We start from the raw sequence: 19,961 nt of genomic DNA on the forward strand, positions 1-19,961 counted from the left end.
TTCCCCAGACTTACGAGAGTCCGCCATGTACGAGCTGTCCCGGGTCCGCCTCTACTCCATCGGTCCCGCCGGTGCGCGCTACGCCGACACCGTGCTCGACCTCAGAGGGGTGGGCGAGCCGGTACCCGACCCCGCGCCCGCCCAGGCGGAGTTCTTCGAGGAGGAGCCCGTCGGCCCGCCGCGCCGCCCGGCGCCCGCCGGCGTGCTCTTCCTGGAGAACGGCGGCGGCAAGTCGGTCCTGCTCAAACTGATCTTCTCGGTCATGCTGCCGGGCCACCGCAACACCCTCGGCGGCGCCAGCTCCGGCGTGCTGCGCAAGTTCCTGCTCGCCGACGACTGCGGGCACGTCGCCCTGGAGTGGCAGCACGTGCAGACCGGCGAGTGCGTCGTCGTCGGCAAGGTCAGCGAGTGGCGCGGACGGCAGGTCTCCAACGACCCGCGCAAGTTCGCCGAGGCCTGGTACTCGTTCCGGCCCGGGCCCGGACTGTCCCTGGACAACCTGCCGGTCGCCGAGTCCACCGCCGTACGGCCGCCCGTCGAGGGCCAGTCGGGCGCGCAGGGCCGCCGCCGCACGATGAAGGGCTTCCGCGACGCCATCACCGAGGCAGGAAAGGCGTACCCGCACCTGGAGGTGCACTGGGAGGAGATCCACGACCGCTGGATCGAGCACCTCGGCGACCTCGGCCTCGACCCCGAACTCTTCCGCTACCAGCGGGAGATGAACGCCGACGAGGGCGAGGCGGCCGGTCTCTTCGCGGTCAAGAAGGACTCCGACTTCACCGACCTGCTGCTGCGCGCGGTGACCGACACCCGGGACACCGACGGCCTCGCCGACCTGGTCAGCGGCTTCGGCAACAAGCTGGGCCGCCGGGCCGAGCTGATCGCCGAACGCGACTTCACCGCCGGGTCCGTGGACCTGCTCGGGCGGATCGTGGAGGCCGCCGAGGCGCGCACCCGCGCGCGGGACGTCCACACCGGTGCCGAGCGCCGCACCCGCACGCTGGCGCGTCGCCTGTCCGCGCGGGGCGTGCGGGAGCGGGCCCGGGCCGGAGACCTCGCCCAGCGGGTCACGGCGGCCGCGTACGCGGTCACGCACGCCGAGGCGGCCCGGGAGCGCAGCGCCCTGATCGCCGCGGAACTCGCCTACCGCAACGCCTCCCTGGCCCTCGCCGCCGCGGAGAAGTCCGCCGCCGCGCAGAAACGCGAGCTCGCCGACGCGCGCACCCTGCACTCCGCCTGGCAGGCCGCCGAGGCCGTCCTGCGCCACCGCGCCGCCGCCGACCGCGTGGCGCGCGTGTCCGCCGCCATCCAGGAGGCCGAGCGGGACGCGGCCCCGGCCCTCGCCGCCCGCGCCAAGGCCGCCGTGGACCTCGTACGCGCCCTGCACACGGCCGCGGAAAGCGCCGAGGCCCTCGCCAACGAGGAGGAGGAGCGCTCCGCCGCCCTGCAGGAGACCGGCGAGGCGGCCTACCGGGACTCGACCGCCGCCGCCACGGAGGCACAGCGCGCCCGCAGCGAGGCCGGGCATCTGCGCCAGCGGCTGTCCGAGGTCGAGCAGGAGACGGCCGAGGCGGTACGCGCGGGCTGGCTCGACGACAGCGCCCCCGACGCCGACCCCGCGCGTGCCGCGCTCGCGGCCAGCGACGCCGAGAAGACGGCCGTCGCCGCCTGGGACGCGGCCCGCGAGGCCGCCCGCAAGGCCACCGAGCACGCCCGCGAGGCGGCCTCGGCCGAGTCCCGCGCCGAGCTGACCGCGGCTCGTGCGGCGGACGCGGCCACGGCCGCCCAGCGGGCGTACGAGGCCGAACGCCGGATCGCCGAGAGGCTGGCGGGGGAGGAGCGGCTGGCGGAGCTGCTGAGCCTGGCCGGCACCACCGGGACCGTGCCGGCGCCCCGCGCCGGTGCCGACGGCGCCAGGAAGGGCGGCAAGGCGGCCGGTGACGGCGCCGCTACGGGGGCCGCCGAGGGCGCCCTCACCCCCGAGGAGCTGGACCGCTTCGCCGACGAGCTGCGCGAGCTGCTCGACGACGCCGTCTCCGCCGCCGAACGGCAGCTCTTCGAGCTGCGTACCGCCGCGGCCGACGACGCGCGGATCCTCGGCGCGCTCGGCGACGGCGGTCTGCTGCCGCCCGGCCCGGACGTGCTGGCCACCGTGGAGTTCCTCGGCGAGCACGGCATCCCGGCGCTGCCCGGCTGGCGCTACCTCGCCCAGGCCGTCGACCCCGCCGACCACGCGCGCGTGCTGGCCGCCCGGCCCGAGCTCGTCGACGGTGTGATCATCACCGACCCCGACACCCACGCCCGGGCCCGCGACGCGCTGAGCGACGCGGCCCTGCTGCCGCGCTCCGCCGTGGCCGTCGGCACGGCCGCCGCCCTGCTCGCGCCGACGCCGGCGCCCGAGACCATGGGCGGCGACGTCTTCCTCGTGCCGCCGAACCCGGCCATGCACGACGAGCACGCCGCCGACGAGGAGCGGCAGGCGCTGCGTGCCCGGGCCACCGAGCGGGACGAGGAGATCCGCACCCTCGCGGCCCGGCTCGGCAAGGACCGGGAACTGGCCGCCCGGCTCGCCTCCTGGCGCACCGGCTGCCCCGCCGGGCGGCTCGTGGAGCTCGCACAGGCCGCGCACGACGCCCGCGCGTTCGCCGAGGAGACCGACGCCGAGCTGGCCGAGGCACGCACCGTGCGGGCCGAGGCCGACGAGGCCGCCGCGGAGGCCACCCGGGTCCGCGACGAGCGTCAGGAGGCCGCGCAGAAGGCCCGGCGCGCCGCCGACGCCCTCGCCGGGCTCGCCTTCCGGCTGCGCGAGCGGGCCGGCTGGCAGGTCAAACTGCGTGAACTGGCCGACGAGGCCGCCGAGTCCGAAGCCCGCGCCCAGGCCTGCCTGGAGCGCGCCCGCGCCGCCGACGAGGACCGGCGCGCCGCCCAGCGCGCCGCCGACGACGCCCGCCGCACCGCCCGCGCGCTGCGCGCCGAGCGCTCCGAGATCGCCGGCGCGCCCGACGACGTCGTACCGGAGACGGACGCGGACGGCGGCGCTCCCAAGGCATCCCTGCCCGCGCTCCGCGAGGCCTACCGCGCCGCCTCCCAGGTGTACGAGAAGGTCGGTGTCGGCGCCGACCTGCGCGCCGAGCAGGCGCGCGCGGAGAGCGACGAGAGCGCCGCGCGGGCCGAACTGGACCGGTTGAGCAACAAGGTCCGCACGCGCGCGGAGCAGTTGCTCCAGTCACCGGACGGGTCCGACGGACCGTCCCGGCAGGCCGCCGCCGCGCGGGCCGAGGAACTGGTGCAGCTGCTGGAGACCCGGATGTCCACCGCCAGCGAGCAGCTCGGCCGGCTGCGCGGCGAGGCCGAGCGGCACGCCCCCGAGGACGGCGAGGCGCACACCGAGCTGCCCGAGGAGCTGGTGCCGCGCGACGCCGAGCACGCGCAGGCGCTGCTGCGCACGGCGACCGCCGAACTGGCCTCCCGCACCGAGGCGTTGACCCAGGCCCGCGAGGCCCACGCCGAGCTGCTGGAAGCCCACCGCGCCGCCGAGGACGCGGCCGGCGGCTTCGACGAGGTCGCCGCGATGCTGCGCGACCTGCTGCGCGAGCACGCCATGGAGGACGATCAGGAGGAGCCGGAGCCCTATCCGGGCAGCCTGGAGGAGGCCCGGCAGGCCGCCGCCGAGGCACGCCGCTCGCTGCGCGGCTGTGCCGCCGACCTGTCGGCTGCCGAGGCCGCCGTACGCGAGGCGAGCGACGTGCTCGTCCGGCACGCCAACTCCACCCGCTACGAGCAGGTGCGCACCCCCGCCCGTCAGCAGATCCGCGAGCTGCCCGCCTCCGCGCTGCCCGAGCACGCCCAGAAGTGGGCGGACGCCTTCGCGCCCCGACTGCGGGTGCTGACCGACGAGTTGGCGCAGCTGGAGCGCAACCGCGACTCGATCGTGGACCGGCTGCGGGGCCTCGTGGAGTCCGCCCTGGCAACCCTGCGCTCCGCGCAGCGGCTGTCCCGGCTGCCCGAGGGGCTCGGCGAGTGGTCCGGGCAGGAGTTCCTGCGCATCCGTTTCGAGGAACCCGACCAGGCCACGCTCACCGAGCGGCTCGGCGAGGTCATCGACGAGGCGACCCGGGCGGCCGTGAAGAAGAACTCCGACCTGCGGCGCGACGGGATGTCCCTGCTGCTGCGGGGAGTCGCGGCGGCCCTCCAGCCGAAGGGCGTGGCCGTCGAGATCCTCAAGCCGGACGCCGTGCTGCGGGCCGAACGCGTCCCCGTCGGGCAGATGGGCGACGTCTTCTCCGGCGGCCAGCTGCTGACCGCCGCCATCGCCCTGTACTGCACGATGGCCGCCCTCCGCTCCAACGACCGGGGCCGCGACAAACACCGCCACGCCGGCACGCTCTTCCTGGACAACCCCATCGGCCGCGCCAACGCCACGTACCTGCTGGAACTCCAGCGCGCCGTGTCCGACGCGCTCGGTGTGCAACTCCTCTACACGACCGGCCTGTTCGACACCACCGCGCTGGCCGAATTCCCGCTGGTGATCCGGCTGCGCAACGACGCCGACCTGAGGGCGGGCCTGAAGTACATCAGTGTCGAGGAGCACCTGCGGCCCGGCCTGCCGCCGCAGCCGCAGCCCGGAGAAGCGGTGCACAGCGAGATCACGGCGACCCGCATGTTCAGACGACCGGCACCCTCGACGTCCTGAGCGGCCGGGGCGCGCGGGACGCCATGGGCGCCGGGAGCGCTCCAGGCGCTGGGACGCTGTGGCGCTCGGTGGCGCGAGAGGGCCGGGCCCGCGCGGCGATGCGCGAACCGCGGTGCCTGGCGCGTCCCGAGGCTCAGGAGTGCGACAGCTGTCCCGCGCCGCCCCGCCTGCGTATGCGCTCCTGCGCCCGCTCCGCGGCCCGCGCCTGGCGGCGCGCCCTGCGCCGCTCGCGCCGCAGGGCCCGGGCGGTGCTGCTGGGCGTCGACACCACGCCGTTGCGCTGGTTCCACACCTGGCGGGTCACCCAGACGTCGAGCGCGCCCCAGGTGGCGACCACCGTGCTGACCACGCTGCTGATGACCATCGGGAAGGCCAGCCACGACCCGGCCATGGTGCACAGGAACGCCACCATCGCCTGTATCAGGGTCACGGCGATGATCAGCACCGCGCGCACCGCGGCCGTCCGCACCGGATCCGGCAGCCGGCGCCGCCGGGCCGGTTCCTCGATCCACAACGGCCGATAAGGGGGCGCTGGTTGCCGGGTGCCGTCGGTGGCGTGCCGTCCGCCCGTCGTTCCAGGCGTGTCCACCGGAATGTCGCGATCCGGTGCCTCGGGACCGGGCCGCACCGTCAGTTGTGCCACCACACCGTCCCCGGGCGTCTCACACCGCTCCGCCGTGCCCATCAACGTGTCACTCCCCACCGCCAGCAGACCGCTCGCTCCCGTGCCCGATGGCACGGCTTCCCTGTGGCTGCCCGGCTTGCGCTGTTTTACGCCGCCGGGGTGCGGGATGCGGCTCCTGTGGCCGATTCCGCCCCCATCTCCCATAGAGAAAGACGAACGACACGTGCCGAAGATTCCCAAGGACCGGAAAAATTCGGCCAACAGCTCGCACGGGTCTGCCGCGTGGAGCCGGGCGGTCGCGGTGGGAATCCGGGAGGCAATCTCCCGCAATGACCGGACAACTCCCCATGTCCGGCCGCCCGCGCGGAAGTTCAGCTTCCGGACGGCTCTTCGAGTTGCCTGTGTGTCGGTAGTAGGCTCGCGGCGTTTGTTGACGTACATGTGTACCCCCGGCCGGCGGGGGTCGAGCTGGGGGAGGCCATGCGCTTTCGCGGGAAGTCCATCCGCCGGAAGATCGTGGCGCTGCTTCTCGTGCCGCTGGTGTCCCTGACCGCCATCTGGGGCTTCGCCACGGTACTCACGGGTCGCGAGGCGGAACAGCTGTTCGACGCCTCCGACGTGGTGGAGAAGGTCGCATACCCCATGGAGGACACGGTCCGCGTCCTCCAGCAGGAACGCCGCCAGACCCTCGTCTACCTGGCCGATCCGCGTGCCTCAAACGGGCTCACCAACCTCAGGCACACCCGGACCGCCACCGACTACGCCATCGCACGGATCCGCAGGAACGCCAAGGACGCCGGGGTGCGCGACGGGCTGGGATCGGCATCGGCCGAGCGGCTGAGCGTCGCCTTGGACGCCCTGGACGGCATCAGGTCGCTGCGCCGCGGCGTGGAGGACGGAACCGTCGACCGCGCCCAGGCCCTCGACCTCTACAACCGCATGGTCGACCCGTGCTACGTCCTGCTGACCAACCTCCATCTCGTCGACAACGTCGAGATGGACAAGCAGTACCGTGCCCTGGTCAACCTCGCCCGCGCCCGCGAACTGCTCTCCCGTGAGGACGCCCTGCTCGGCTCCTCCCTGGTCGTGGGCAAGCTCACCAACGCCGAAACGCGTGACGTCTCCGACCTCGTGGCCCAGCGCGACCTCATGTACAGCATCAACCTCCCGCTGCTGCCCTCCTCGGAACGCGACCGCTACGACCGGTTCTGGAAGAACGCCGCCTCGGCCCCGCTGCGCGTTGCCGAGCAGTCCGTCGTCTCCTCGGCAGCGGGCGGCTCGACCGAGGTGAGCGCCAAGAGCTGGGACGCGGCCGCCGGGAGCGTGCTCGAAGAACTCGCCACCCTCAACGACCAGGCGGCCGACCGCTACCAGGACCGCGTCCGCCCGGTCGCCATCGGCGTCATCCTCAAGGCCGCCATCGCCGGCGTCCTCGGACTGATCGCCCTGCTGCTCTCGCTCGTCCTGTCCGTGCGCATCGGCCGCGGCCTCATCCGCGACCTGCGACAACTGCGCCTGGAGGCCCACGAGGCGTCCGGCGTGCGACTGCCCAGCGTGATGCGCCGCCTGTCCGCGGGCGAAGAGGTCGACGTGGAGACCGAGGTCCCGCGCCTGGAGTACGACAAGAACGAGATCGGCGAGGTCGGCCAGGCGCTCAACACCCTTCAGCGGGCCGCCGTCGAGGCCGCGGTCAAGCAGGCCGAACTGCGCTCGGGCGTCTCCGAGGTGTTCGTCAACCTCGCCCGCCGCAGCCAGGTCCTGCTCCACAAGCAACTCACCCTGCTCGACAGCATGGAGCGGCGGACCGAGGACACCGACGAACTCGCCGACCTGTTCCGCCTCGACCACCTGACGACCCGTATGCGCCGGCACGCCGAGGGCCTCGTGATCCTCTCCGGCGCCGCCCCTTCCCGGCAGTGGCGCAAACCCGTCCAGCTCATGGACGTCGTACGGGCCGCCGTCGCCGAGGTCGAGGACTACGAGCGCATCGAGGTGCGCCGCCTTCCCCGGGTCGCCGTCACCGGCCCGGCCGTCGCCGACCTCACCCACCTCGTGGCCGAACTCCTGGAGAACGCCACGGTGTTCTCGCCCCCGCACACGGCCGTCCAGGTCGTGGGCGAGCGGGTCGCCAACGGTTTCACCCTGGAGATTCACGACCGCGGTCTGGGCATGGCCGCCGACGCGCTGCTGGACGCCAACCTGCGTCTCGCCGAGACGCCCGAGTTCGAACTGTCCGACACCGACCGGCTCGGCCTGTTCGTGGTCAGCCGGCTCGCCCAGCGGCAGAATGTCCGGGTCTCCCTGCAGCCGTCCCCCTACGGCGGCACCACCGCCGTCGTCTTCATCCCCGACGTGCTCCTCACGGACGACGTCCCGGACACCAACGGCATCGGGTTCCGCCTCGACCGCCCGCACCCCACCAAGGAAGCCGAGATGGAGGAGGGCCGCCGCACGGCTCTCTCCCACGTCCCGGTCCACCTGCCGGGCCTGCCCGCCCCGGTGCTCAACGGCCCCGTGGAACTGGAGGCGCCCGTCGACCTGGACGCCATCGGGGACCTCCCGGGCGTGCTCGACGACGAGGACGCCGAGCGCGGCGGACTCTTCCGCCCCCGCCGCTCCATCGCCCTCGCCGAGGACGGCACGGCGGACCGGCACGGCGAACCACTCGACCAGACGGCCGACTCCCGAGCCCGGGGCCACGACGACACGGACGCCGACGCGGATCCGGGCGACCCGGTGCCGCTGCCCCGCCGACGCACGCCCAAGCTGGTCAGCTCGCACGGACGCCCGGTCGCCGACCACCGCCCGCGACAGCAGGACACGGGCGAGGTCCAGGCGGACAGCGAGCAGCAGGTCCGCCCGGAGCACGACGGCGCCCCTCCCTTGCCGACCCGCCGCCGCGGCGCCTCGCCTCTGCGCCCCGGGATGAGCGGAGCCGACCGCCCCGGCCAGGACGATCGCGCGGTCGGCACGGGACAGGCGGGACCGGCGGAGGCATTCGGCCGCACCCCCGCCGCACCGCCCGCCGGCCGCGCGCCCGGCGAGACATCGGACGCTCCCGCCCTGCCCCTGCGCGGCCAGGGCGCGGCGACGGCCTCCGGCGGTCCGGGCACCCCCACAGACCCGCGGCAACCCGGCTCCGGCACGGGACCGCTGCCCCGACGCGTACGGCAGGCCAACCTGGCTCCGCAGCTCAGACAGGGCCCCGCTCGCCGTACCGAGGACAGGACCGACCTCCGGGAGCGGGACGCCGACGAGGTACGCAGCCGTATGGCCTCGTTGCAGCGCGGCTGGCAACGCGGCCGCGAGGAGAACGCCGCGGGCGACGACGTCCACAGCGGCCCAGCACCACACCGAACCACTAAGGGGGACGGTCGATGACCGCACCGAAGGCGACCGGCCACACCGCGACCGGCAAGGCCGGCGAGCTCAACTGGCTCCTGGACGAGCTCGTGGACCGCGTCGCGAGCATCCGCAAGGCCCTCGTCCTCTCCAGCGACGGCCTGCCGACCGGGGTGTCCAAGGACCTGACGCGGGAGGACAGCGAGCACCTCGCCGCCGTCGCCTCCGGCTTCCACAGCCTCGCCAAGGGCGTGGGCCGGCACTTCGAGGCGGGCAACGTGCGCCAGACGGTCGTCGAGCTCGACGACGCCTTCCTGTTCGTGACGGCCGCCGGCGACGGCAGCTGCCTCGCCGTGCTCTCGGACGCCGACTCGGACGTGGGCCAGGTCGCCTACGAGATGACGCTCCTGGTCAAGCGGGTCGGCGTACACCTGGGAGCGGCTCCACGCACCGATCTGCCCGCAGGCGGGTAGTGAGATGTCATGAGCGTTGACGGTCAGGGAAGAAGCCACTGGTTCGACGACGAGGCCGGGCCGGTCGTGCGCCCGTACGCGATGACGCGCGGCCGCACGTCCAGTCCCGGCCAGCACCGCCTCGACCTGATCGCGGTGGTCGTGGCGGAAGCCCGGGCGGAGGATCCGGAAGCGGACGCGACGCTGTCCCCCGAGCACGTGGACATCGTCGAGCTGTGCCGTGACGCTCCGCAGTCCGTCGCCGAACTGGCCGCCGAACTCGATCTGCCGATCGGTGTGGTGCGGGTCCTCATCGGGGATCTCGTGGACGCGGAACTCGTCCACGTCAACCGGCCCGTACCCCCCGCCGAACTGGTCGACGAGAGTATTCTGCGCGACGTGATCAACGGCCTCCGGGCGCTGTGAGCGGCGCGGAAGCGGAGTACTGACGTGACAGGCTGGCAGTTCTGGGTCGACCGAGGCGGCACGTTCACCGACATCGTCGCGCGCCGCCCGGACGGCCGCCTGCTGACGCACAAGCTGCTGTCGGAGAACCCCGCCCGGTACTCCGACGCGGCCGTCGCGGGGGTGCGCGAACTCCTGGACGGCTCCCAGGACCCCGTCGAGGCCGTCCGCATGGGCACGACGGTCGCCACGAACGCCCTCCTGGAGCGCAAGGGCGAGCGCACCCTGCTGGTGGTCACCCGCGGCTTCCGCGACGCCCTGCGCATCGCCTACCAGAACCGCCCGCACATCTTCGCCCGCCGCATCGAGCTTCCGGAGCTGCTGCACGAGCGGGTCGTCGAGGCCGACGAGCGCATCGCCGCCGACGGCACCGTCCTGCGCGCCCCCGACCTCGACTCCCTCGCCGGTCCCCTCCAGGAGGCCTACGACGACGGGATCCGGGCCGTCGCCGTCGTCTGCATGCACAGCCACCTCCACCCCGCCCACGAACAGGCGATCGGGGATCTCGCCGCCCGTATCGGCTTCCCCCAGATCTCGCTGTCCAGCGAGGTCAGCCCGCTGATGAAGCTCGTCCCGCGCGGGGACACCGCCGTCGTCGACGCCTACCTGTCGCCCGTGCTGCGCCGCTACGTCCGGCATGTCGCCGACGAACTCGAAGGCGTCCGGCTGATGTTCATGCAGTCCAACGGCGGCCTCGCCGAAGCCGGGCAGTTCCGCGGCAAGGACGCCATCCTCTCCGGTCCCGCGGGCGGCATCGTCGGCATGGCCCGCATGTCGCAGCTGGCCGGCTTCGACCGGGTGATCGGCTTCGACATGGGCGGCACCTCCACCGACGTCTCCCACTTCGCCGGCGAGTACGAGCGGGTCTTCACCGCGCAGATCGCCGGTGTGCGGCTGCGCGCCCCCATGCTGGACATCCACACCGTCGCGGCCGGCGGCGGCTCGGTCCTGCACTTCGACGGCTCCCGCTACCGCGTGGGGCCGGACTCGGCGGGAGCGGACCCGGGGCCCGCCTGCTACCGAGGCGGCGGCCCACTCGCCGTCACGGACGCCAACGTCATGCTCGGCCGCATCCAACCCGCCCACTTCCCCAAAGTGTTCGGCCCCGACGGCGACCAGCCCCTGGACGAGGCACTCGTCCGTGAACGCTTCACCGCCCTGGCCGCCGAGATCCGCGAGCACACCGGCGACGACCGCACCCCCGAGCAGGTCGCCGAGGGCTACCTGCAGATCGCCGTCGCCAACATCGCCAACGCCGTCAAGCGGATCTCCGTGCAGAAGGGCCACGACGTCACCCGCTACGCCCTGACCACCTTCGGCGGCGCCGGCGGCCAGCACGCGTGCATGGTGGCCGACTCGCTCGGCATCCGCACCGTCCTCGTCCCGCCCATGGCCGGTGTCCTCTCCGCGCTCGGCATCGGCCTCGCCGACACCACCGCCATGCGCGAGCAGTCCGTCGAGGCTCCCCTGGAGCCCGCCGCCATGCCCGCCGTCCGCAAGACGGCCGACGACCTCGAAGCAGCGGCCCGCGCCGAACTGCTCGCCGAGGACGTCCCCGACGACCACATCCGGATCACCCGCCGCGCCCAGTTGCGCTACGACGGCACCGACACCACCCTCACCGTCGAGCTGACCGAGCCCGAGGCGATGCGCCAGTCCTTCGAAGAACGTCATCGCGCCACGTACTCCTTCACGCTCGACCGCCCGATCGTCGTCGAAGCCCTCTCCGTCGAAGCCACCGGCATCACGCAACCCCCCGATCTGTCCGCCCTCGCCCCGTACGAAGGCCGCTCCGCCGCCCCCGAGACGGTCCGCCTGCACACCGGCGGCGTCTGGCGCGAGGTACCCCTCCACCGCCGCGAGACCCTGCCTCCCGGCGACACCGTCACCGGCCCCGCGATCATCACCGAGGCCAGTGCGACGACCGTCGTCGACGACGGCTGGCAAGCCGTGGCCCGGGACGACGGGCATCTGGTCATGGAACGCGCTGCGATTACGCAGAGTTCCGATCTCGACACAAAAGCCGACCCGGTTCTGCTGGAGGTCTTCAACAACCTCTTCATGTCGATCGCCGAGCAGATGGGCGCCCGCCTGGAGTCCACCGCGCAGTCCGTCAACATCAAAGAGCGCCTGGACTTCTCCTGCGCGCTCTTCGACCCCGACGGGAACCTGGTGGCCAACGCCCCGCACATCCCCGTCCACCTCGGCTCGATGGGCACCAGCGTCAAGGAGGTCATCCGGCGCAGGGGAGCGGCGATGCGGCCCGGCGACACCTACGCCGTCAACGACCCGTACCACGGCGGCACCCACCTGCCGGACGTCACCGTCATCACCCCCGTCTTCGACACGCAGGGTGACCGGATCCTCTTCTACGTCGCCTCCCGAGGGCACCACGCCGAGATCGGCGGCATCGCCCCCGGCTCCATGCCGGCCGACAGCCGCAGGATCGAGGAGGAGGGCGTTCTCTTCGACAACTGGCTGCTCGCCGAGGACGGCCGCTTCCGCGAGCAGGAGACCCTGAGGCTGCTCACCGAGGCGCCCTACCCCTCCCGCAACCCCAGGACCAACCTCGCCGACCTGCGCGCCCAGATCGCCGCCAACCAGAAGGGCGTCGACGAGGTCGCCCGCATGATCGACAGCTTCGGCCTCGACGTCGTGCAGGCGTACATGAAGCACGTCCAGGACAACGCCGAGGAGGCCGTGCGCCGCGTCATCGACGCCCTCGACGACGGCGAGTACGCCTACGAGACCGACTCCGGCGCCGTCATCCGCGTACGCGTACGCGTGGACCGCGAGAACCGGCGCGCGACCATCGACTTCACCGGCACGTCGGCGCAACTGCCCGGCAACTTCAACGCGCCCTTCTCGGTCGTCAACGCCGCCGTCCTGTATGTCTTCCGCACCCTGGTCGCCGACGACATCCCGCTCAACGACGGCTGCCTGCGTCCCCTGGACATCGTGGTGCCGCCCGGCTCGATGCTCGCGCCCGAACCCCCGGCCGCCGTCGTCGCGGGCAACGTCGAGACCTCCCAGGCCATCACCGGCGCCCTGTACGCGGCGCTCGGCGTCCAGGCCGAGGGCTCCGGCACCATGAACAACGTCACCTTCGGCAACGAACGCCACCAGTACTACGAGACCGTCGCCTCCGGATCCGGCGCAGGCGACGGCTTCCCCGGCGCGCCCGTGGTGCAGACGCACATGACCAACTCGCGGCTCACCGACCCCGAGGTCCTGGAGTGGCGGCTGCCCGTGCGGCTGGAGGAGTTCGCCGTGCGGCGCGGCAGCGGCGGCGCCGGCCGCTGGCGCGGCGGCGACGGGGCGGTGCGCCGCATCCGGTTCCTGGAGCCCATGGCCGTCTCCACGCTCTCCCAGCACCGCAGGGTGCCGCCGTACGGCATGGCAGGCGGTGCGCCCGGAGCCCTGGGCGTCAACCGCGTGGAGCGCGCGGACGGCACGGTCACCGCACTCGGCGGCAGCGACTCCACCGAGGTCGGCGCCGGCGACGTACTCGTCATCGAAACCCCTGGCGGCGGAGGCTACGGCCGGCCGCCATCCCACCCCCGTCAAGCAGGAGAAGAGATCGATGATCTTCGGGCGTTCTGAGCGCGGCAAGCCTCCGGTCGAGCCCGTCACGCTCAAGATCCTGGTGGCCGGCGGTTTCGGGGTGGGCAAGACCACCCTCGTCGGCGCGGTCAGCGAGATCAGGCCGCTGCGCACCGAGGAACTGCTCACCGAGGCCGGACGCCCCATCGACGACACGAGCGGCGTGGAGGGCAAGCACACCACCACGGTGGCCATGGACTTCGGGCGCATCACGCTGCGCGAGGACCTGGTGCTGTACCTGTTCGGCACACCCGGACAGGAACGCTTCTGGTTCATGTGGGACGAGCTGTCCGAGGGCGCGCTCGGCGCCGTCGTGCTCGCCGACACCCGCCGCCTGGAGGACTGCTTCGCCGCCGTCGACTACTTCGAGCGGCGTTCCATACCCTTCGTGGTCGGCGTCAACTGCTTCGAGGGCGCGGCCCGCTACCCGGTGGAGGACGTCCGGCAGGCACTCGACCTCGACGAGGACGTGCCGCTCCTGCTGACCGACGCGCGCGAGCGGGAGTCGGTCAAGGAGGTCCTCATCGCCGTCGTCCGGCACGCGATGGCGCACGCCTCCGACCGCCGCGAGACCGTCACCACCTGAGAGCGCCGGGAGCGGCCCGTACCCCCGCCGACCGGGGTACGGGCCGCGGCACTGGATCACGCACGCGCGCGTGGCGTGCTTCGGCCTGGTCCTCGGTCTACTCCCCGGCCTGCTCCTCCCAGCCGAAGCTCTTCTCCACCGCCTTGCGCCAGTTGTGGTACTCGCGGTCCCGCACGGACGCCTCCATGGACGGCGTCCACTCCACGTCCTTCTGCCAGTGGGCCTTCAGCTCGTCCAGGTCGTTCCACACGCCGGTGGCGAGGCCGGCGGCGTAGGCGGCGCCCAGGCACGTGGTCTCGGAGACCTTGGGGCGGACCACCGGAACGTCCAGGACATCCGCCTGGTGCTGCATGAGCAGGTTGTTCTTGGTCATGCCGCCGTCCACCTTCAGGGTGGTGATGTGCACCCCGGAGTCCTGGTACATGGCGTCCACGACCTCGCGCGTCTGCCAGCTCGTCGCCTCCAGCACCGCCCGGGCCAGGTGCGCCTTGGTCACGTACCGGGTGAGTCCCGTGATGACACCGCGCGCGTCGGAACGCCAGTACGGCGCGAACAGGCCGGAGAACGCGGGCACGATGTAGGCGCCGCCGTTGTCCTCGACGCTCGCCGCCAGCGGTTCGATCTCGTCGGCTGTACGGATGATGCCGAGTTGGTCGCGGAACCATTGCACGAGGGCGCCCGTTATCGCTATGGACCCCTCCAGACAGTAGACCGGCGCCTCACTGCCGATCTTGTAGCCCATCGTCGTCAGCAGGCCGCTCTTCGACGGCACCGGCCGGTTGCCCGTGTTGAGCAGCAGGAAGCTGCCCGTGCCGTAGGTGTTCTTGGCCGTGCCCACGTCGTAGCAGGCCTGCCCGAACACCGCGGCCTGCTGGTCGCCGAGCGCCGACGCCACCGGCACCCCGGCGAGCTGGCCGACCGCGGTGCCGTACACCTCGGCCGAGGACCTGATCTCGGGCAGGACGGCCTCGGGGATGTTCATGGCGGACAGGATGGCGGAGTCCCACTGGAGGGTCTCCAGGTTCATCAGCATGGTGCGCCCGGCGTTGGTCACGTCCGTGACGTGCTGTCCCCCGTCCACGCCACCGGTCAGGTTCCACACCAGCCAGGAGTCGATCGTGCCGAAGGCGATCTCGCCCCGCTCGGCGCGGTCGCGCAGTCCGGGCACGTTGTCCAGCAGCCAGGCGGCCTTCGGACCGGAGAAGTACGTGGCCAGCGGCAGCCCCGTCTGGTCACGGAAACGGTCCTGCCCGTCCGATCCGCCGAGCTGGTGGCACAGGGCCGCGGTGCGCGTGTCCTGCCACACGACGGCGTTGTGCACGGGTTTGCCGGTGGCCCGGTCCCACAGGACCGTCGTCTCCCGCTGGTTGGTGATGCCGAGCGCGCTGAGCTGGTCGGCACGCAGTCCGGCCTTGGCGATCGCCCCGGCGACCACGGCCTGCACCTTGGACCAGATCTCCGTGGCGTCGTGCTCCACCCAGCCGGGCTTGGGGAAGATCTGGCGGTGCTCGCGCTGGTCGACGGCGACGATCGCGCCGTCCTGGTTGAAGATGATGCAGCGGCTGGAGGTCGTGCCCTGGTCGATGGCGGCGACGAACTTGTCCGTCATGACGTCCCCTTCGTCGGTTGCTTCACGAGGCTGCGTGGAAGATGCGCCCGGACAGCGCTCCGCCGATCAGCGGTCCCACTCGCGGGCCGGGCCGGTGGCGTCGGAACCAGGGGAACACGGGATGCGAGCTCTCGCCGAGCGCTGTGTCCGAGGTGCTCATGGCGGCTCCTAGGCCCCGGCCGGGTCGGTCGACCCCGGTCCTGCGTGCAGGGTGCGTTTCCCATGGCGACTTCAGCCGAGAGCAGGGAAGGTCCCGCGCCCCGCCCGGCGTCCGTGACGAGCACAGTCGCATCGCCCGTGGGGGAGTGGGCCTGTCGTGCAGTTCGGGGCCCGCGCGGCGCAGTGCCTGGTTACGCCGTGTATGTACGGCGATGTCGACTGACACCGGAAGTGTTCACCGACGTCCACAGAGCGTCAAGGTCGCCGACGGCATCGGTGACACCGCTCGCGACGGAGGCGTGATCGGGCCGCCGTGGCCCTCAGCTCCGGCCTGGTTCCGCCGCCGCGTACCCCGCCGGCGCGGCCGGCGCGCCCGAGCCGCGCAGGATCTCGTGCCCCGGCAGTCCGGCCCGGCCCAGCACCCAGCTCGCCCCGTGCAGCGCCTTCGCGGCCTTCTTCAGGGGCGCGAGACAGGCGGCGGCCTGCCGGTGGTCGGTCACGGTTCCGGGCGGGCACAGCACCGTGGCCAGCGACAGCGTCACGGGCCGCCCGCCCGCCGACCAGGGCACGTCCAGCACGGACGCGGCCAGCGGATCGAGCCCCTCGATGTCGGCGAGCACCAGGAAGTCGTCCCCGCCGATGTGCCCGACGCGGGTGCTGCCCGACGCCGCGTGCTGCAGCGCCCGCCCCACCGACCTGATCAGCTCGTCCCCGGCGGCGAACCCGGCTCCGTCGTTGACCTGCTTGAAATGGTCGACGTCCAGCCAGCTCAACGCGAACGGCCGGCCGTCCTGGATGCGCCGGTCGACCTCCCCGGTGATCGCGTCCGAGCCCGGCAGCCGGGTCAGCGGATTGAGCCCGGCCGCCTCCTCGACCTGTGTCTCGGCCAGGGCCCGAACGAGGTCCGCGAGCCGTACGACGCCCACGCACCGCCCGTACCGGTCGACGACGGCCACGTCGTCGGAGGTGCGGTCCCGGTCGCCGACGGCCACGACGTCCAGGACCTCCCAGGCGGTCGCGTCGACGCCGACCGTGCGCGGCGGGTCCCCGAGCTTCGCCGCGGGCCGGTCGGCGTACAGGGCGTGGCCGTAGCGCCCCGACATCGACAGCAGGAAGCGGGAGCGGTGTACCGACCGGACGGGGACCCCGTGCGCGTCCACGAGCAGCACCCCGGAGACGTCCGGCGACCCGGTCAGCAGCGCCCGCACCTGACTCGCCGACGCGGTCACCGGCAGCAGCACCGCGGGCCGTACGAACTCCCGCACCGACGGCCCGGACCTGGTGGCCGCGAGGAGGCCGGGGGAGTGGGGCGGAACGTATACGTCCGCCGCGGGCAGCCGGGACGGCGGTGCGAACAGCTCGCCCTGCGCCAGCTGGGCACCGGCCCCACGCGCCGCCGCGCACTGCAGTTCCGTCTCCACGCCCTCCACGGCCAGGAGCGCGCCCGACTGCTCGCACAGCGTCCGCATCGCCCGCACCGCGGCCGGCCGCGCCAGCAGCGACGCGTCGAGTTTCACCAGCTCGGGTGCCATGTCGGTGAGCAGCCGCAGCGGTACGTCCCCGTCTCCGACGCCGTCCGCGCTGATCCGGAAGCCCTGGCCGCGCAGCGCGCCCAGCGCCTCCAGCAGGGCCTGCTGCGGTACGTGCGTGAACGGCGGGCAGACGTCCACCGTCACCTCCCACGGCAGCCGTCCCGCGGCGCGTACGGCGTCGTGCAGCGGGGTGAGGCCGCCCAGGTCGGCGAGGGTGCCCGCGAACACGTTGACGTGCAGCGGGAGCAGCGTCTCCCTGCGCGCCGCCGCGCGGAGCGCCAGCACCGCCAGCCGCCCGTCGAGTTCGGGGTCCCGGCGGGCTTCGGCCAGGATGTCGCCGGTCTCCGGGCGAGCGAGTATCTCCAGCGCCGCGACCGCTCCGGTGGTCAGGTTGACCACCGGTTGGAAGGCGAAGCGGAGAGTGTCCGTCCAGGAGTGCACGGGAGCATGATGGCTCCCCCGGCGCACGCCCAAGCGCAGTTCATGAGACGTTCACGCAGGATTCCGGGTTGATCACACAGCGTCGGGACAAAGGAGGTTTGCCCCGCTTGCGCACCCGTGCGCCGCTCGCGTTCCCGCCGCTCTCACCGCACCGCGATCACCGCCGAGCCGTGACCGAACAGCCCCTGGTTGGCCGTGATGCCCACACGCGCACCCTCGACCTGCCGGTCACCCGCCGTCCCTCTCAGCTGCCAGGTCAGTTCGCAGACCTGGGCGATCGCCTGGGCCGGCACCGCCTCTCCGAAGGAGGCGAGACCGCCGCTGGCGTTCACGGGTATGCGCCCGCCGAGGGCCGTGGCACCCTCGCGCAGGAGCTTCGCGCCCTCGCCCTCCCCGCACAGGCCGAGATCCTCGTACCACTGCAACTCCAGTGCCGTGGACAGGTCGTAGACCTCGGCCAGGGAGAGGTCCTCGGGGCCGATGCCCGCCTCCTCGTACGCCGCCCGGGCGATCGACGCGCGGAACGTCTCCGCCGCGGGCTCCACGGCCACCGCCGAGTCGGTCGCGATGTCGGGCAGGTCCAGCACCGTGCTGGGGTAGCGGGGCGTCACCGTGGACACCGCGCGGATGCGGACCGGCTCGGCCGCGCCGTGCCGGCGGGCGAACTCCAGACTGGACAGCACCAGCGCCGCTCCTCCGTCCGAGGTCGCGCAGATGTCCAGCAGGCGCAGCGGATCGGCGACCACGGCGGAGGCGGCGACCTCCTCCGCGCTGACCCGCGCGCGGTAGCGTGCGTACGGATTCAGCGCGCCCATGGCCGAGTTCTTCACCTTGACCTGCGCGAAGTCCTCCACGGTGTCCCCGTGCACGGCCATGCGGCGGCGCGCGTACAGCCCGAAGTACGTCGGGTTGGTCGCCCCGAGGACGCGGAAGCGCAGCCAGTCCGGGTCCTCGGGCCGGTCCCCGCCGGCCGGCCGGAAGAACCCTTTGGGGGCCGCGTCGGCGCCCACCACGAGCACCACCTCCGCCAGCCCCGAAAGGATCTGCGCCCGGGCGGTGTCGACGGCCTGCGCCCCCGACGCGCAGGCCGCGTACACGCTCGCCACGCGGGCCCCCTGCCAGCCGAGGGCCTTCGCGAACGTCGCGCCCGCCACGTACCCCGGATAACCGCCACGCACGGTGTCCGCGCCGACGATCGAGCCGACCTCCCGCCACTCCAGCCCGGCGTCGGCGAGTGCCGCCCGCGCCGCCGCGGCGCCGTACTCGGCGAAGCCGCGCCCCCACTTGCCCCAGGGATGCATCCCCGCGCCGAGCACCGCCACCTCTGTCGTCATCGCGCCACCCCCGTCGGCCGCCAGTGCCAGGTGGTCCAGGTCGTCCCCGCGTCCTCGTGCAGCACGCCGGGGACGGCCTCCACCTCCATGCCCACCGTCAGATCGGCGACGGTGACCCCGGGAACCGCCTGGCCGAGCACCACGATCCGCTCGGCCTCCAGTTCCACTGCGATCAACGCGTACGGCTCCCACGGAAGTTCCGGATTGCTCACATAGGGTGACGGCGGCCGGTACCGGCTGTCCGTGTACGACCAGACCCGCCCGCGCCGCGACAGCGGAACCTCCCGCAGCTCGCCGCCCGCGCAGCGCGGATTGCGGCAGTGGACGTCCTCCCGCGGGAAGAACACCGAGCCGCACGCGGAACAGCGGGTGCCGAGGAGCGTGAAGTCGTCCGCGTCTTCGGTGAACCAGCCCGTCACCACCGGCGTTCGTTCCCGCGCCATCGTTCCTCCCGGCCTATGATCTGACGGAACGTCAGAAGTGTGTCACGGGAGACCGGGGATGGGCAGACGCAAGGACATGACAAGACTCTCTTCCGTGGCACGCCGTCTCGTCACCGTCCTCGCGGCCCTGCTCACCGTGACGGTCGCAGCCCCGGCCGCCCACGCCGGGACCGAGCCCAAGGCACCGAAGGACTTCGTCGCGCTCCGGGCCGTCGACCCGACGATCATCCAGGAGATGCGCTACTTCACCCCGCACAACTTCGTGGGGGAGCGCATCGACGGCTACCAGCAGCCGATCTGCATCCTCACCAGACCCGCCGCCGAGGCCCTGCACAGAGCGCAGTCGAGACTGCTCCGCCAGGGCTACACCCTCAAGGTCTACGACTGCTACCGCCCCCAGCGCGCGGTGGACCACTTCGTCCGGTGGGCCGAGGACCTCAACGACCAGGCCATGAAGGGGGAGTTCTACCCGAACGTCGACAAGACGCGGCTCTTCGCGGACGGCTACATCGCGGAGAAATCCGGCCACAGCCGCGGCTCGACCATGGACCTGACGATCGTGAAGCTCCCGGCGAAACCGACCCGGCCCTACCACCCCGGAGAGCCCCTCGTGCCCTGCTTCGCACCCAAGGACGAGCGGTTCCCCGACAACTCCGTCGACATGGGCACGGGCTTCG

At 72.9% G+C, this 19,961-nt stretch carries 13 protein-coding genes; 7 read left to right on the plus strand and 6 right to left on the minus strand.

Annotated elements, in window-relative coordinates:
* Positions 1-25 precede the first annotated feature (25 nt).
* Positions 26-4,693, plus strand: a complete 4,668-nt coding sequence (locus ACYF6T_RS24225) for a hypothetical protein (protein WP_461698919.1) — start codon at positions 26-28, stop codon at positions 4,691-4,693.
* Between the two features lie 133 nt (positions 4,694-4,826).
* Here the strand turns inward: ACYF6T_RS24225 and ACYF6T_RS24230 are convergent, their stop codons facing one another.
* On the minus strand, positions 4,827-5,378 hold the full coding sequence (locus ACYF6T_RS24230; protein ID WP_461698920.1) for a hypothetical protein: 552 nt from the start codon (positions 5,376-5,378) through the stop codon (positions 4,827-4,829).
* Positions 5,379-5,798: 420 nt separating this feature from the next.
* Here ACYF6T_RS24230 and ACYF6T_RS24235 point away from each other — a divergent pair, with 420 nt between their 5' ends.
* From ACYF6T_RS24235 to ACYF6T_RS24255, 5 genes are read left to right on the plus strand one after another with little or no spacing between them, the layout of a single operon-like run.
* Complete coding sequence (locus ACYF6T_RS24235) at positions 5,799-8,699, plus strand: sensor histidine kinase (protein ID WP_461698921.1); 2,901 nt, start codon at positions 5,799-5,801, stop codon at positions 8,697-8,699.
* Entirely contained in the window at positions 8,696-9,133 is a 438-nt protein-coding gene (locus tag ACYF6T_RS24240; RefSeq protein ID WP_461698922.1) for a roadblock/LC7 domain-containing protein, read from the plus strand. The genes ACYF6T_RS24235 and ACYF6T_RS24240 overlap by 4 nt, the downstream gene beginning before the upstream one ends.
* 9 nt (positions 9,134-9,142) lie before the next feature.
* The gene (locus tag ACYF6T_RS24245) at positions 9,143-9,538 is read left to right on the plus strand and encodes a DUF742 domain-containing protein (RefSeq protein ID WP_461698923.1); all 396 of its coding nucleotides are present in this window, start codon (positions 9,143-9,145) and stop codon (positions 9,536-9,538) included.
* A gap of 24 nt (positions 9,539-9,562) precedes the next feature.
* Positions 9,563-13,180 carry a hydantoinase B/oxoprolinase family protein gene (locus ACYF6T_RS24250; RefSeq protein WP_461698924.1) on the plus strand — a complete coding sequence of 1,206 codons (3,618 nt, stop codon included), beginning with the start codon at positions 9,563-9,565 and terminating at the stop codon, positions 13,178-13,180.
* Positions 13,161-13,766 (plus strand): GTP-binding protein, encoded by a 606-nt coding sequence (locus tag ACYF6T_RS24255; protein WP_461698925.1) that lies wholly within the window; start codon positions 13,161-13,163, stop codon positions 13,764-13,766. The genes ACYF6T_RS24250 and ACYF6T_RS24255 overlap by 20 nt, the downstream gene beginning before the upstream one ends.
* 97 nt (positions 13,767-13,863) lie before the next feature.
* On the opposite strand, the gene glpK is transcribed toward ACYF6T_RS24255, so the two are convergent.
* The 5 genes from glpK to ACYF6T_RS24280 all read right to left on the minus strand — a co-directional run bounded on the left by glpK (position 13,864) and on the right by ACYF6T_RS24280 (position 19,263).
* Positions 13,864-15,375 carry a glycerol kinase GlpK gene (gene glpK / locus ACYF6T_RS24260; RefSeq protein WP_461698926.1) on the minus strand — a complete coding sequence of 504 codons (1,512 nt, stop codon included), beginning with the start codon at positions 15,373-15,375 and terminating at the stop codon, positions 13,864-13,866.
* A gap of 22 nt (positions 15,376-15,397) precedes the next feature.
* Positions 15,398-15,535 (minus strand): hypothetical protein, encoded by a 138-nt coding sequence (locus ACYF6T_RS24265; RefSeq protein WP_461698927.1) that lies wholly within the window; start codon positions 15,533-15,535, stop codon positions 15,398-15,400.
* Between the two features lie 319 nt (positions 15,536-15,854).
* Positions 15,855-17,507 carry an EAL domain-containing protein gene (locus tag ACYF6T_RS24270; RefSeq protein ID WP_461698928.1) on the minus strand — a complete coding sequence of 551 codons (1,653 nt, stop codon included), beginning with the start codon at positions 17,505-17,507 and terminating at the stop codon, positions 15,855-15,857.
* A 143-nt stretch (positions 17,508-17,650) separates the two neighbouring features.
* Positions 17,651-18,841 carry a lipid-transfer protein gene (locus tag ACYF6T_RS24275; RefSeq protein WP_461698929.1) on the minus strand — a complete coding sequence of 397 codons (1,191 nt, stop codon included), beginning with the start codon at positions 18,839-18,841 and terminating at the stop codon, positions 17,651-17,653.
* The gene (locus tag ACYF6T_RS24280; protein WP_461698939.1) at positions 18,838-19,263 is read right to left on the minus strand and encodes a Zn-ribbon domain-containing OB-fold protein; all 426 of its coding nucleotides are present in this window, start codon (positions 19,261-19,263) and stop codon (positions 18,838-18,840) included. Before ACYF6T_RS24280 ends, ACYF6T_RS24275 begins: the two co-directional genes overlap by 4 nt.
* A 97-nt stretch (positions 19,264-19,360) precedes the next feature.
* Between ACYF6T_RS24280 and ACYF6T_RS24285 the strand changes: the two genes are divergently transcribed.
* On the plus strand, positions 19,361-19,961 hold a 601-nt coding region (locus tag ACYF6T_RS24285; protein WP_461698930.1), incomplete at its 3' end, for a M15 family metallopeptidase.

It is taken from the genome of Streptomyces sp. 7R007, assembly GCF_054850255.1.